The organism is Pedobacter changchengzhani, from assembly GCF_004354365.1.
GTDB lineage: Bacteria > Bacteroidota > Bacteroidia > Sphingobacteriales > Sphingobacteriaceae > Pedobacter > Pedobacter changchengzhani.
In genome coordinates this window covers 358,085-371,397 of record NZ_SJCY01000002.1, presented here as the reverse complement: position 1 = coordinate 371,397, position 13,313 = coordinate 358,085, and the positions used below count along the sequence as shown (strand labels likewise).

Below are 13,313 nucleotides of genomic sequence, written 5' to 3'. Positions count from 1 at the left end.
AGATATGAGACTAGCGTTCCAAACTCAAAAAAACACATCTATTTAAACTTTTAACTTTATACTTTGTATTATCCAACTACTGCGTAGATATCAGTTTCGCGCATAATTAGGTAATCTTTACCTTCGTAAGGAAATTCCGTACCGCCATATTTACCATAAATTACAATATCGCCAACTTTAACACTTGGTTTTTTCTCGTCAGAATCTTCTTCAGAAACAGAAACTACTGTTCCTTTTGATGGTTTTTCTTTTGCGGTATCAGGGATGTATAACCCGGATGCAGTTTTTTCTTCAGCCGCAGCCGGTTCAACAATTACTCTGTTGGATGTGCCAGCAATTGGTTTAAGGTTTAACGCCATAACTTTTTATAATTTTATATTTGAGTTTAATTTTAATTACTACAGTGTATTTATCACTTTTTGTGCCAATAGGTTAGGATAGACAAATTTTCACCACTACTGTCAATTTACTATTCATAAATTAAATTGGGGTGTCAGCTTGGCAGGTTGATGAGTAGGGCTTTTTTATCGTTTACCTTCCCACTCTGCATAAAATTGATCTAGGAATGTTTCCATAAATTCATGTCGCCCAAGAGCCAGGGCTTTTCCAGTTTCAGTATTCATCATATCTTTTAAAAGAAGCAATTTCTCGTAAAAATGATTTATAGTTGGTGCACTTGTGTTCTTATAACTCTCTTTAGAATGTTCGGTTACAGGTTTAATTTCTGGATCGTAAAGCACCCTATTTTTAAACCCGCCGTAAGTAAATGCTCTAGCAATGCCGATAGCGCCAATGGCATCTAACCGATCAGCATCTTGTACAATTTGCAATTCTTTTGAGTTAAAACTAACGGAATCAAAGCTGTTTTTAAACGACATATTTTGTATAATCAGCTTTACATGATTAATCGTTTCCACATCAACATTAATGGATTTCAAAAAATCAGAAGCCTTATTTGGCCCAATTTCTTCATCACCGTTGTTAAATTTAGAATCTGCAATATCATGCAAAAGAGCAGCCAATTGCACAACCAACCCGTTGCCTTTTTCGGTTTTATTTATTTCGATGGCCGATTTGTAAACGCGCTCGATATGGAACCAATCGTGCCCTGCTTCGGCGTTGGCTAATGTTTCTTTAACAAAAGAAATTGTAGAACTTAAAATTGTATTCATAAAAATAATTTTCTGCACAAAAGTATTCTATTGTACAGTCAGAACAAATTTATCGCCAATTAATGTGCAATATTATTTGTAGTGATGGCTTCAATTAAATCAGCATCATTTAAGGTGATTAATTTAGACGGATTAATATCTAAAATAAAAGCGATTTGAAAAAAGCGTTCTAACGAGAGTTTACTGTAACCGAGCTCAATTTTACTATAGGCATTCTGTGATATTTTAAGCTTTGCAGCCAAATAATCCTGAGTGTAGTCTTTGTATTCGCGCAACTTTCTGATGCTACCAGCAACATTTTTAGTTCTTAAAGCAAAATTTTCCATAGTAATAAATTGATAATTTGGTGTGGCTCTGCGTACATGTACGAGATCTAGATGATTTTAGTTTTAAATCAATTATTAAGTATAATATTAGGCGAGAAATACGTGAATTAAAGCCTGTGGCTATGCGATAGAAATGTAATTTTTTAAGCTCAATATATTGAATAAGAGGTATAGATTATGTTTAAGAAATATTTTATCAATGTTTACAAAACAAACAATAACATTTGCCCTATAACGCTGTTAAATTAAGTAGTACAATTAACAATCAATTTTATAACAATAACTAAAAATGAATAACGTAATTCTTTTAAATAGTCGCCCTGACGGCAAACCTAAACTTTCTGATTTTAAATTTTCAACTGAGGAAAAACCAGAAATCGGAGCAGGTGAAATGCTCTTGAAAACAAAGTTTATTTCTGTAGATCCTTACTTAAGAGGAAGAATGAGCGAATCGAAATCTTATATAGCATCTTTTGAGCTCGGTAAACCTATAAATTCTGGAGGGGTGGCCGAAGTTGTTGCCTCCAATGTAGATGGATACAAAGTTGGCGAGTTCGTTTCTGGCGGTTTAGATTGGAAGGAATTTCAATTATCAAACGGAAAAAACTTAACAAAGGTTAATGAAAGTTTAGCACCACTATCTAATTATTTGGGTATTTTAGGGATGACCGGTTTAACCGCTTATTTTGGGCTCTCAGAAATTGGTGTTCCAAAAAAAGGTGAAACAATTGTTGTTTCTGGTGCAGCAGGTGCAGTGGGCAATATGGTGGGGCAGATTGGCAAAATTTTAGGTTGCAGGGTTGTAGGGATAGCAGGTACTGATGAGAAAGTAAATGCTTTAAAAACTGATTTTGGGTTTGATGAAGCCATAAATTACAATACAGAACCAAACATAACCAAGGCAATTGCCAATTTTTGCCCTAATGGTGTCGATGTTTATTTTGATAACGTAGGCGGCGAAATTTCTGATGGCGTGCATGCCAATATAAATAGATTAGGTAGGGTAATTGTTTGCGGCGCAATATCTTCGTACAATGACACAACGCCTCCGCAAGGGCCACGGGTAGAGCAATTTTTAATTAAAAAAAGTGTATTAATGCAGGGATTTATTGTAGGCAACTACGCCGATAAATTCCCTGACGGTATAAAACAGCTATCTACTTGGTTAAAAGAAGGTAAACTCGTTTCATCTGAAACCATTGTAGAAGGCTTTAATAATATCCCACAAGCTTTTATCGATCTTTTTGAAGGTAAAAACAACGGGAAAATGATTGTAAAAATATAATTAGTTATTATGAATAATTTCAAATTTAGAAATCCAACGAAGATATTATTTGGTAAAGACCAAATAGAAAACTTAGCAACCGAAATTCCGGCTAATTCTAAAGTACTAATGCTTTATGGTGGTGGTAGCATTAAAAAAAATGGCATATACGATAACGTAAAAAAAGCACTTTCGGCATTTGACGTTGTTGAGTTTGGCGGAATTCCGGCCAACCCAGAATACAGCGTTTTGCTTGATGCACTAAAGGTAATTAAAGACAAAAAAATCGACTTTCTATTGGCCGTGGGTGGTGGTTCTGTAATAGATGGCACAAAATTTTTAGCTGCCGCTGCAGAATATGAAGGCGAAACGCCATGGAATTTAATGACCGATCGTAAACCAGTTACCTCGGCAATGCCTTTTGCAACAGTATTAACTTTACCTGCTACAGGTTCTGAGATGAATTCTGGCTCGGTAATTACAAGAGAAGAGACAAAAGAAAAATTAGCTGTTGGTGGACCTGGTTTATTTCCGCTGTTTTCAATTTTGGATCCAACGGTCGTGGCATCTATCCCGCAGCGCCAATTGGCTAACGGAATTGCAGATTCGTTTACCCATGTTTTAGAGCAATACATGACCTATCCTTCAGGCGCAAGTTTGCAAGATCGTTTCGCTGAAAGTGTTTTAAAAACATTAATTGAAGTGGCACCTGAAATTATGAAAAACCCAAGCGACTATAAAGCAGCAAGCAATTTTATGTGGTGTTGCACAATGGCACTTAATGGTTTGTTGCAACAGGGCGTACCTACAGATTGGGCAGTACATGCAATGGGCCATGAATTAACGGCTTTGTATGGTATCGATCATGCAAGAACTTTAGCCATTTTGGCCTCAAATCATTACCGCTACAACTTCGAAACAAAAAAAGAAAAATTAGCGCAATATGCAGAACGGGTTTGGAATGTTACGGCAGGAAGTACTGAAGAAAAAGCCAAAATTGGCATAGCGAAAACCGACGAATTTTTCAAATCTTTAGGCATCGATATTAAATTATCTGATTATACCGAAGATTACTCAGAAACCGGAAACATAGTTTCGAAACGTTTTACAGAACGTGGTTGGTTAGGCCTTGGAGAACATAAAAACCTTACGCCTAATGATGCCAAAAAGATTGTAGAAATGAGTTATTAACCTTAAGTTCGGCAATTTTAATTCCCTCAACATAAATATTTAATTATAGCTAGATATTTTTTTGCGTTGCCCGATGGAAAATCGGGCCCGGGCTGTCTGGGGGTTCGCTTCGCTACCGTGCCAATAAAAAATTGGCACCAAGCCCCGCCCATCCCTAACGCCAGCATGGCGCATAGTGCAGTCGTCAAAAAAATGCGTTTTAATTAAAGTAGGGTTAAAATCTCCGAAATCTTCGGTTTAAAAAAGCCTTCAGTTTTTTGTTAACTGATGGCTTTTTTTATTAATCTTCGGGTTGGTTTTTAGTAACCCGCTCACTTGGGTCTCTTTTCGATCCAAATTGAGATTACGTGTATTATTTGTAAAGAAGTCAAGTTTTAAAAACTTGACTTCTTTTGTTTAAAAAGCCAGCTATCTTTATCAATCTTCTTTCAAATCTTTAGTAACTCGCTCACTAGGGTCTCTTTTCGATCCAAATTGGGATTACGTGTATTATTTGTAAAGAAGTCAATTTTTTAAAACTTGACATCTTTTGTTTAAAAAGTCAGCTATTTTTATCAATCTTCTTTCAAATCTTTATTAACCCGCTCGCTAGGGTCTCTTTTCGATCCAAATTGGGATTACGTGTATTATTTGTAAAGAAGTCAAGTTTTTAAAACTTGACTTCTTTTGTTTAAAAATCCAGCTATTTTTATCAATCTTCTTTCAAATCTTTAATAACCCGCTCGCTAGGGTCTCTTTTCGATCCAAATTGGGATTACGTGTATTATTTGTAAAGAATTCAAGTTTTTAAAACTTGACTTCTTTTGTTTAAAAAGCCAGCTATTTTTATCAATCTTCTTTCAAATCTTTATTAACCCGCTCGCTAGGGTCTCTTTTCGATCCAAATTGGGATTACGTGTATTATTTGTAAAGAAGTCAAGTTTTTAAAACCTCTTTTGTTTAAAAAGCCAGCTATTTTTATCAATCTTATTTCAAATCTTTAGTAACCCGCTCGCTTGGGTCTCTTTTCGATCCAAATTGGGATTACGTGTATTATTTGTAAAGAAGTCATGTTTTTAAAACTTGCCTCTTTTGTTTAAAAAGTCAGCTATTTTTATCAACCTTCTTTCAAATCTTTAATAACCCGCTCACTTGGGTCTCTTTTCGATCCAAATTGGGATTACGTGTATTATTTGTAAAGAAGTCAAGTTTTTAAAACTTGACTTCTTTTGTTTAAAAAGCCAGCTATTTTTATCAATCTTCTTTCAAATCTTTAGTAACTCGCTCACTTTGGATTACGTGTATTATTGTAAAGAAGTCAAGTTTTTAAAACTTGACTTCTTTTGTTTAAAAAACCTGCTATTTTTATTAATCTTCTTTCAAATCTTTAGTAACCCGCTCATTTGGGTCTCTTTTCGATCCATCATATAAATCATACTCCAGCATACGGCAGTCTAACTTTCCGTTGTAAAATTCTATCTTTCTCGAAGCTTTCAAACCTATTTTTTTAGCCAAATCGGGATTGCCGGTAAAAATATAACCAGAATAACCTTTGCAACTTGTTTTCATAAAATCGCCCATGCGTTTATAGGTCAGTTCTAATTGGCTGTGCACACCCAAACGTTCGCCATATTCGGGGTTAAAAACCACCACACCTTTCCCGCCTTCGGGTATTGGTGTTAATTCAAAATCGCACACTTCAAAATCCATAAAAGTATCTACACCTGCAGTTTGCGCATTTCTACGGGTAATATCAACCGCATCAGCAGATAAATCTGAAGCCACAATTTTTAAGTCTACATTTTTAACAACCTGGTCTTTTAAAATTCTTCTTTCGGCAAAAAAATCTTCCTCATTATAGCCCAAAATGTGCATAAATGCATAATTCATTCGGTACAAACCTGGTGCACGATTGGTTGCAATTAAAGCGGCTTCTATGGCAAGTGTTCCCGAACCACACATTGGGTTGATGAAAGGTGATTTTTTATCCCATTTGGTAGCATAAATAGCACCCGAAGCTAATGCCTCTAACATTGGTGCCTTACCAGGAATTTTACGATAACCATGTTTAGCTAAAGTTTCGCCCGATGTATCCATAAAAATATCCGCTTCGGCATCTTTCCAATATAAATGAACAACAGCTTTATTTGCATCCGAACCAGAATTAGGTCGGATACCTTTTATTTCTTTCATCCGATCCACAATAGCGTCTTTAACCTTAAGGTTTGCAAAAAGTGGCGTGGTAATATTTGGGTTATCTACGTTTGATGTTACCGAGAAATAGCCAGTAAAATCAATCAATTCTTCCCAAGCAATTGTCTTTATCTCGTTGTACAAATCATCGGGTGTTACTGCCTTAAAACTCTTTATAGAATATAAAATCTGGCTTGCACACCGAAGGTTTAAATTTAGTTTAATACACTCGGTAAGTGTAATGTTAAGTTCTACACCAGTGGCAAATGCCCTAACAATGGTGTAACCTAAAGCGGTAACCTCATCTTGTAAATAAGGCGAAAGGCGCTTGTTGCAGGTAATAATAACCTTGCTTTTATTGTGGAAAACTTGCATCATAATTTATGCAAAGTTATCAATAAAATTATTGAGATTTGATCTTTATAGTACAATTAAGTCATAATTGAAATGGAATTAAAAGGAAAAGTACACGAAGTAGGTGCCACACAGCAAGTGAGTGAAACGTTTAAAAAACGTGATTTGATAATTGAGTATGCAGAAAACCCAACTTATCCAGAGTATATTCGCTTTGAGGCTTTGCAAGATAAGGCTGCATTGTTAGATACTTTTAAAGCAGGTGATGAGGTTGAAGTATTCTTTAATTTACGTGGTCGCCCGTGGACAAACAAAGAAGGTGTAACATCTTATTTTAATAGTTTGGTTATTTGGCGCATTAATGCAATTGCAGGTGGAGTTGCTCCAGCGGCAGTTACGCCAGAATATGCTGCCAAGCCAGTTGATGTAAGCAATACAGCAGGTGAAGATGACGATTTGCCTTTCTAAGGTTGGATAATATCGAAGTAAGATATTATTTAAATAAACAGATTAAGGTTACGTGCAGTATTTTTGAAGCCAGAAATTCGCTTTGGGTTTATTCCCCAAAAATAGAAAACCTCGCTAAAAATATTATTTTATTAGATTTAATCGGAACCCCATGGGACAATTGCGGAACTGAAGAAACTGAAAATGGTATTCAAATAAAATTGAGAAAATTTCCGGGAACTATTTATGGCGTAGTTGTTAAATTTGATATAAATGATGTAAATACTTGTTACCTAAACGGTGTTTTAATTCCGTTAAACCATCTTAAAACAGCTATTGACGATATTAAAGAAACGCCAAGTTCTAAATAAAGAGTCTTTTTTTAAGCTAAACAACGTTAAATGCCGGAATATTAATTTCGGCATTTTTTTATGCACTAAGTTTTGTAAAGCTTTTGCCATCAATGCACTAGCGCGTTGTTAAATTATGTTAAAAACAACTGCATAATCTTAAGCATTATTAATTTTGAATTAAGAATTTAGTTCTACATATTGAAGTGGTTCCAATTTATAAATGAAAAAAACAAGTTTTTGGTTTATTACAATACTGATGACGGTGGCTTTGCTCGGCGTTTTTGTAATGCAAATGTATTACATTAGGGAATCGTACAACCTAAAATCGCAGTTGTTTGATGAGCAAGTGAACCAAACCCTTAATGCTGTAGTTAATAAAATTCAAAAACGAAATGCATTTAATCATTTTAATACGCGCCAAGTAAATAACAAACGAAAGCGAACAATTGATGTAAAAAGACGGGCAATTGAATTGGCCGATTTAAAGAAAAATTACGAAACCCTATTGGATCGTAATCGCCTCAGTAACCAGCGTAAAATCGAAGCAGAACTTACCAGTCAAGATAGTATTATCAGGTCTTATTATCGGAAACCTGTAATTTTATCAGAAGCCGATTTTAAGGCTGCGGATGCGCGAAATGGACAAAACACAAATTCGCCTGTAAAAATTGATGTTTTTGCGAATGTAGATGAGAATTACAACATTTTAGGTGGAAGTATTTCTACGAAATTTACGCCCACAGGAAAGAGAAGTTTAAATTTTACGGCTAATAACTTACCAGATTCTATCCGCTACGCTGCAGTTGACCCAAACACCAACAACATTGTGCTAATTTCTTTGCCAACAAGGCAAAAGGAGATGCTAACCCAATTTAAAAAAGAAGACTTACTGGCAAAAAAAGATTTCGAGCAAAAGGTACGATTTATAAATTCTGATTCGACAACGCTAATTGCAAGCAACCTTTTACAGCTAGAAGATGTTGCCAAAGAAATGGCCCAAATAAATATTCCTTTAAACAAAAGAATAAATTTTGGGCTAATTGATACCATTTTAAGAAAGGAATTGCTCAATAATAATATCACTCAAGCGTATAGTTATCAAATTAAACTTGCCAAAAAAGATTCATCAATTTATGTAAAAAGCTCCAATCCGAATGTAAAGTTTACGGCAGAAAACACCTATAAAACAACCCTTTTTAGCAACGATTTAATTCGCGATCCGGGCTTGCTTTTGTTAAGTTTCCCTAATAAGAATGCGGCAATTTTAACCAATTTGAGCGCTACTGTGGCCTCTTCGGTTGGTTTGTTGCTTATTCTACTGTTCATTTTTAGTTACACACTTTACGCCATACTAAAACAGAAGAAACTTTCTGAAATGAAAACGGATTTTATAAATAACATGACTCATGAATTTAAAACGCCCGTAGCTACGATTATGATTGCAAGCGAAGCTTTAAAAGACCCCGAGATTACTGACGATAAGAGTAGAGTTAAAAGGCTTGCAGGTATTATTTATGATGAAAATGTGCGTTTGGGTAATCATATTGAGCGTGTGTTAAGCATAGCCCGATTAGAAAAAAACGAAATCAAAATGGAGAATGGTGAGGTAGATGTAAATGATTTAATTGTTATTGTGTTAGATAGTATGGAATTGCAACTGCAAAAAAGAAATGCTGTAGTTAACATAAATACCGACGCAAACAATGCTATTGTTTTTGGAGATGAGCTACACTTATCAAATGTAATTTTTAATTTAATTGATAATGCAAATAAGTACAGCGCCAACGATCCAATAATAAATATAGTTACAAAAAATGTTGGCAAAAATATAGTTATAGAGGTTAGCGATAAAGGTATTGGAATTAATAAAGAACACGCTAAAAGAATATTCGATCAATTTTATAGGGTACCCACAGGTAACTTACACGATGTAAAAGGTTTTGGTCTTGGCCTCAACTATGTGCAAGATATCATAAAGCAACTAAACGGTACCATTAAGGTATTTAGCGAAAAAGATAAAGGAACAACATTCGAAATAACCTTACCTTTACACTAAACCCCGACAGTATTACCTTGGTTGTAAAAAAAAATACGCTCTTTGCCATTGATTTACTCAAGCAATTAAAATTTTAAAGTGCACTTATTACATCGGTTATAAACAGAAATATAAACATGAAAAAGATTCTTTTAGTTGAAGATGATCCAAATTTGGGTCTTTTGTTGCAAGATTATTTGGAGTTGAAGGGTAAATTTGATGTGGTTTTGTGTACCGATGGAGACGAGGGATTAAAGGCTTTTAATAAACAAAAATTCGACCTTTGTATCCTCGATGTAATGATGCCAAAAAAAGATGGTTTTACTTTAGGTAAAGACATCAGGAAAACAAATACACAGGTGCCCATAATATTTGCTACTGCAAAAACCATGTTAGAAGATAAAGCTGCGGCTTATGATTTAGGTGGCGATGATTACATTACAAAACCCTTTAGAATAGAAGAACTACTTTTAAGAATAAATGCCATGTTTAAGCGTACTGCCAACAGAAATGATGGTGCCGATGAAACAGTAGAAACTAATTTCTCTATTGGCAAATATAATTTTGATTACACCACGCAAATTATTGTTCATGATGGTGTGCAACAAAAGTTATCGACTAAAGAAGCAGAATTATTGCGCTTATTGTGCTTAAAAATGAATGCTGTTTTAACCAGAGAAGAAGCATTATTAACCATTTGGCACGATGATAATTATTTTAACGGCCGCAGTATGGATGTTTTTTTAAGCAAGTTGCGTAAGTATTTAAGAGAAGATCCTGCTGTAGAAATAATTAATGTGCATGGTAAAGGCTACAAGCTTTTGGTGAGTTAGGTTTTTAGTGTGAAGATTTGAGTATCGAGTACCAAGGCAGGTCACTTAAAGCCTACTACTTATAACTTTTTCATTCGGTAACATATAAATTGTTTTGAATGGGAGGGATTATATTTCTCTCGGTTGCGAGTTTGAAGAGCGTATCAATTGCTTTTCTACCTTCATTACCTAAATTGATGCTGTATTTATTTACATAAAGTTCAATGTGTTTATACATTACAGCTTCATCCATTTCTTGCGCATGTTTGCGGATAAATTCTAAACTTGATTTTGGGTTTTCGAAAGCGTATTCTACTGATTTTCTGATCAAACGATTTACTTTTAACTGCACCTCATGTGCTAGTTTCCTGTTAATTACGATGCCACCAAGCGGAATTGCGCAGCCTGTAAGTTTTTCCCAGTAATCACCTAAATCGATAATTTTATTTAAGCCTTTGTCTTGGTAGGTAAAACGGTTTTCGTGTATAATTAAACCTAAATCTATTTTATCTTCCAGCAAAGCTGATTCAATTCCCGAAAAAACCAACACTTCCTTATTTTGCAGTTGCGGATAAGCAATGCCTAATAAAAAATTTGCCGTGGTGTATTTGCCGGGAATGCCGATTTTTAGATTTGAGTGATGAGTTTTGAGTGATGAGTGATGAGATTGCTCATCGTCGACAGGCAACTCAGAACTTGCACTTAGTGTTTGAGAACTGCTATTTAATGCTTGAGAATTTTCAACTGTCAACTGTAAACTATCAATTGTATATTTTTTACTAATTAATAGTGGCCCAACACCAAAACCTAAGGCACTGCCGGCATCTAAAAGCGCATATTTATCGGTAGCGTAAGCAAACGCGTGGAAGCTAAGTTTTGTTATATCTAATTCGCCTTTTAATGCTTTCTGGTTTAGGGTTTCCACATCATCGAAAACTACTTCAAATTCTAAACCTTCGGTATCAATTTTATGGTGAATAAGTGCATCGAAAATAAAAGTATCATTTGGGCAGGGTGAAAAACCGAGTGTAAGCTTCATAGAATCAAAATTAGGTACTGCATAATATTAAATCGTCATATCTAATTCATATCTTGTTGGTTGGTGATAACACCAACCAAGGGGGCCTCGTCCTCTGGTTGATGAACATCCTTCTGGTTGGTGTTATCACCAACCATCACTAAACCATCGTATGTTTTTCAACAAAGTCGATTGCCCAACTGTTTAAGTTTTCAATAGCAAGGCCAACTTTCCAGTTGTCTTTATTTCTAGCTTCAACGTAGTTAGATATGCTTCTAATTTGCAAACAATCTATTTCCTTCTGGTTGGTGTTATCACCAACCATCAATAATTTATATATGCTCCATATAGTGCGTAACCAATTTGTTTTCTTGGCCTAGTAAATAATATTTGGCCGAAGAATAGATATAATCTTCAGGTAAGGTACAAAATTCCTTTTTTACTGGATTGTAATGAATGTAATCTAATTTCTGTTCTAAAACTCTTCGGCTATTCATTGTAGCACTATATGGTCTTCTCTCCCAAAAATGATAATTTCTGTCAGCTTGTGAACTTTTGTATTTTTCTAATTCATTTGGGAAATTTGCAATCAAATTAAATTTTATTTGCTGTGCAGTAAACTTCAAAAATTGTTGTTGAATGCTTTTGTCTATCCATAGGTCTTGTTTTCGCCATAATATATGCACATGATTAGGCATAATGACATATCCATAAATCCAAATTCTATTTTCATCGACTAAAAATTTTAAGCTAGATAAAACAATTTCTTTGTGTTTTTCTGGCGAAAGAAGGTTTTGCCAATTTAAACACGTTGCCGTGAAAAATTCTATATTAGATTGCATATTTAGCAATATAAGAATTTTATCAGTTGGTGATGTTTATTTGTTGGTGATAACACCAACCAAGGGGGGCTCTTCCTCTGGTTGATGAACATCCTTCTGGTTGGTGTTATCACCAACCATCACTAAACCATCGTATGTTTTTCAACAAAGTCGATTGCCCAACTGTTTAAGTTTTCAATAGCAAGGCCAACTTTCCAGTTGTCTTTATTTCTAGCTTCAACGTAGTTAGATATGCTTCTAATTTGCAAACAATCTATTTTTTCTTTATCGCATGCATAAAAAACAGCTGCGCCCTCCATACTTTCAGTTATCGGATTGAAGCTATCAATTAAGCGTTTTATGGTATTTTCATTTCCTGTTACACAATTAACCGAAATGCCTTTAACTTTAGGCAAATCAATTTTTGTTTCAGATTTTGACGTATAAGCATTCTCCCCAAAACCCAATTGTTTAATACTCAAAAAATCGTTGCCATTTTGTGCACCCAATTCGGCAAATACATCTTCGGTAATGTTCAAGACACTTCCCAATTTTATGGTTCGATCAAAGCAGCCTGCTATTCCTAAGTTTAAAACAAGGTTATATCTCGATAAATTTAAGTGCTTACCCAGCGCGTACGCCGTTGCAACCATACCTACACCGGTAATTAAAACATCAAATGTTTTAGATTGGATAAAATCATTTCCCGATAAATTAAAGTGTTGATAAAAATAGGTAAGTTCTGCTTTTGTGGCTGCAACAATTAATGTTTTCATCTTGTAAAATTAGCAGATTGTTTTAATAAGTATAATTTCTAAAGCTTTTCATTGTGGGATGATTACAGTAACCGTACGATTCTATCCGTTTTTTAACTTTAAGCTTTAGTCTTTTTGCTTTCAGCTTAAAACGTATATTTGCACATATTTTAATACGATGATTTATATAACGAGAAAAGCTTCATTTAACGCAGCCCACAAATTGGCTCGTCCGGATTGGAGTGACGAAAAAAATGAAGAGGTTTTTGGCAAATGTTCAAATCCAAATTGGCATGGCCATAATTATGACCTTTTTGTTACGGTTAAGGGTGAAATTAATCCAGAAACAGGATTTCTTGTCGATTTAAAGTGGCTTAAAGACGTGATTAATACTTACGCTGTAGATTTAATAGACCATAAAAACTTAAATTTAGATGTCTCTTTTATGAAAGATAAATTGGCATCTACAGAGAACTTGGCGATTGCCATTTGGGATCAATTATTACCACATATTTCTGAAAGTGGTGCAATTTTACATTCGGTAAAATTGTACGAAACAGAGAAGAATTTTGTAGAATATTTTGGCTAAACAA

The 13,313-nt window shown here is 34.7% G+C and carries 15 protein-coding genes; 7 read left to right on the top strand and 8 right to left on the bottom strand.

Annotated features, from left to right (window positions below; genetic code table 11):
* Window positions 1–68 precede the first annotated feature (68 nt).
* From EZJ43_RS04445 to EZJ43_RS04435, 3 genes are all read right to left on the bottom strand, one after another.
* Entirely contained in the window at window positions 69–359 is a 291-nt protein-coding gene (locus EZJ43_RS04445; protein WP_133261465.1) for a co-chaperone GroES, read from the bottom strand.
* 165 nt (window positions 360–524) lie between these two features.
* The gene (locus tag EZJ43_RS04440) at window positions 525–1,172 is read right to left on the bottom strand and encodes an HD domain-containing protein (RefSeq protein WP_133261464.1); all 648 of its coding nucleotides are present in this window, start codon (window positions 1,170–1,172) and stop codon (window positions 525–527) included.
* Between the two features lie 59 nt (window positions 1,173–1,231).
* The gene (locus tag EZJ43_RS04435; protein ID WP_133261463.1) at window positions 1,232–1,498 is read right to left on the bottom strand and encodes a helix-turn-helix domain-containing protein; all 267 of its coding nucleotides are present in this window, start codon (window positions 1,496–1,498) and stop codon (window positions 1,232–1,234) included.
* 289 nt (window positions 1,499–1,787) lie between these two features.
* Between EZJ43_RS04435 and EZJ43_RS04430 the strand changes: the two genes are divergently transcribed.
* Together EZJ43_RS04430 and EZJ43_RS04425 are read left to right on the top strand one after the other, a co-directional pair.
* Window positions 1,788–2,783, top strand: coding sequence for an NADP-dependent oxidoreductase (locus EZJ43_RS04430; protein ID WP_133261462.1), 996 nt, complete (start codon window positions 1,788–1,790; stop codon window positions 2,781–2,783).
* Between the two features lie 9 nt (window positions 2,784–2,792).
* Window positions 2,793–3,953, top strand: a complete 1,161-nt coding sequence (locus tag EZJ43_RS04425; RefSeq protein ID WP_133261461.1) for an iron-containing alcohol dehydrogenase — start codon at window positions 2,793–2,795, stop codon at window positions 3,951–3,953.
* A 1,347-nt stretch (window positions 3,954–5,300) separates the two neighbouring features.
* Here the strand turns inward: EZJ43_RS04425 and EZJ43_RS04420 are convergent.
* Window positions 5,301–6,500 (bottom strand): THUMP domain-containing class I SAM-dependent RNA methyltransferase, encoded by a 1,200-nt coding sequence (locus tag EZJ43_RS04420; RefSeq protein WP_133261602.1) that lies wholly within the window; start codon window positions 6,498–6,500, stop codon window positions 5,301–5,303.
* 72 nt (window positions 6,501–6,572) lie between these two features.
* Here EZJ43_RS04420 and EZJ43_RS04415 point away from each other — a divergent pair, with 72 nt between their 5' ends.
* The 4 genes from EZJ43_RS04415 to EZJ43_RS04400 all read left to right on the top strand — a co-directional run bounded on the left by EZJ43_RS04415 (window position 6,573) and on the right by EZJ43_RS04400 (window position 10,147).
* The gene (locus tag EZJ43_RS04415) at window positions 6,573–6,947 is read left to right on the top strand and encodes a DUF3127 domain-containing protein (RefSeq protein ID WP_133261460.1); all 375 of its coding nucleotides are present in this window, start codon (window positions 6,573–6,575) and stop codon (window positions 6,945–6,947) included.
* 2 nt (window positions 6,948–6,949) lie between these two features.
* Window positions 6,950–7,297: a hypothetical protein gene (locus tag EZJ43_RS04410; protein WP_133261459.1), complete on the top strand. Its 348-nt coding sequence runs from the start codon at window positions 6,950–6,952 to the stop codon at window positions 7,295–7,297.
* A gap of 202 nt (window positions 7,298–7,499) precedes the next feature.
* Complete coding sequence (locus EZJ43_RS04405) at window positions 7,500–9,335, top strand: sensor histidine kinase (protein ID WP_133261458.1); 1,836 nt, start codon at window positions 7,500–7,502, stop codon at window positions 9,333–9,335.
* A gap of 116 nt (window positions 9,336–9,451) precedes the next feature.
* Complete coding sequence (locus tag EZJ43_RS04400; protein WP_133261457.1) at window positions 9,452–10,147, top strand: response regulator transcription factor; 696 nt, start codon at window positions 9,452–9,454, stop codon at window positions 10,145–10,147.
* A 70-nt stretch (window positions 10,148–10,217) separates the two neighbouring features.
* On the opposite strand, the gene EZJ43_RS04395 is transcribed toward EZJ43_RS04400, so the two are convergent.
* The 4 genes from EZJ43_RS04395 to mqnB all read right to left on the bottom strand — a co-directional run bounded on the left by EZJ43_RS04395 (window position 10,218) and on the right by mqnB (window position 12,741).
* Window positions 10,218–11,165, bottom strand: coding sequence for a menaquinone biosynthesis family protein (locus EZJ43_RS04395; protein ID WP_133261456.1), 948 nt, complete (start codon window positions 11,163–11,165; stop codon window positions 10,218–10,220).
* A gap of 139 nt (window positions 11,166–11,304) precedes the next feature.
* Entirely contained in the window at window positions 11,305–11,469 is a 165-nt protein-coding gene (locus EZJ43_RS04390; protein WP_207924565.1) for a hypothetical protein, read from the bottom strand.
* A 7-nt stretch (window positions 11,470–11,476) separates the two neighbouring features.
* Entirely contained in the window at window positions 11,477–11,986 is a 510-nt protein-coding gene (locus EZJ43_RS04385) for an REP-associated tyrosine transposase (RefSeq protein WP_133261455.1), read from the bottom strand.
* 122 nt (window positions 11,987–12,108) lie between these two features.
* Entirely contained in the window at window positions 12,109–12,741 is a 633-nt protein-coding gene (mqnB, locus tag EZJ43_RS04380) for a futalosine hydrolase (RefSeq protein WP_133261454.1), read from the bottom strand.
* 157 nt (window positions 12,742–12,898) lie between these two features.
* Here mqnB and EZJ43_RS04375 point away from each other — a divergent pair, with 157 nt between their 5' ends.
* Entirely contained in the window at window positions 12,899–13,309 is a 411-nt protein-coding gene (locus tag EZJ43_RS04375) for a 6-carboxytetrahydropterin synthase (RefSeq protein ID WP_133261453.1), read from the top strand.
* Window positions 13,310–13,313 lie beyond the last annotated feature (4 nt).

Coding starts and splice junctions, on each gene's coding strand:
- EZJ43_RS04385 (WP_133261455.1), bottom strand. CDS start 11,986: ATGCAATCTAATATAGAATTTTTCACGGCAACGTGTTTAAATTGGCAA.
- EZJ43_RS04400 (WP_133261457.1), top strand. CDS start 9,452: ATGAAAAAGATTCTTTTAGTTGAAGATGATCCAAATTTGGGTCTTTTG.
- EZJ43_RS04435 (WP_133261463.1), bottom strand. CDS start 1,498: ATGGAAAATTTTGCTTTAAGAACTAAAAATGTTGCTGGTAGCATCAGA.
- EZJ43_RS04405 (WP_133261458.1), top strand. CDS start 7,500: ATGAAAAAAACAAGTTTTTGGTTTATTACAATACTGATGACGGTGGCT.
- EZJ43_RS04430 (WP_133261462.1), top strand. CDS start 1,788: ATGAATAACGTAATTCTTTTAAATAGTCGCCCTGACGGCAAACCTAAA.
- EZJ43_RS04440 (WP_133261464.1), bottom strand. CDS start 1,172: ATGAATACAATTTTAAGTTCTACAATTTCTTTTGTTAAAGAAACATTA.
- EZJ43_RS04425 (WP_133261461.1), top strand. CDS start 2,793: ATGAATAATTTCAAATTTAGAAATCCAACGAAGATATTATTTGGTAAA.
- EZJ43_RS04390 (WP_207924565.1), bottom strand. CDS start 11,469: ATGGTTGGTGATAACACCAACCAGAAGGAAATAGATTGTTTGCAAATT.
- EZJ43_RS04415 (WP_133261460.1), top strand. CDS start 6,573: ATGGAATTAAAAGGAAAAGTACACGAAGTAGGTGCCACACAGCAAGTG.
- EZJ43_RS04445 (WP_133261465.1), bottom strand. CDS start 359: ATGGCGTTAAACCTTAAACCAATTGCTGGCACATCCAACAGAGTAATT.
- EZJ43_RS04420 (WP_133261602.1), bottom strand. CDS start 6,500: ATGCAAGTTTTCCACAATAAAAGCAAGGTTATTATTACCTGCAACAAG.
- mqnB (WP_133261454.1), bottom strand. CDS start 12,741: ATGAAAACATTAATTGTTGCAGCCACAAAAGCAGAACTTACCTATTTT.
- EZJ43_RS04375 (WP_133261453.1), top strand. CDS start 12,899: ATGATTTATATAACGAGAAAAGCTTCATTTAACGCAGCCCACAAATTG.
- EZJ43_RS04395 (WP_133261456.1), bottom strand. CDS start 11,165: ATGAAGCTTACACTCGGTTTTTCACCCTGCCCAAATGATACTTTTATT.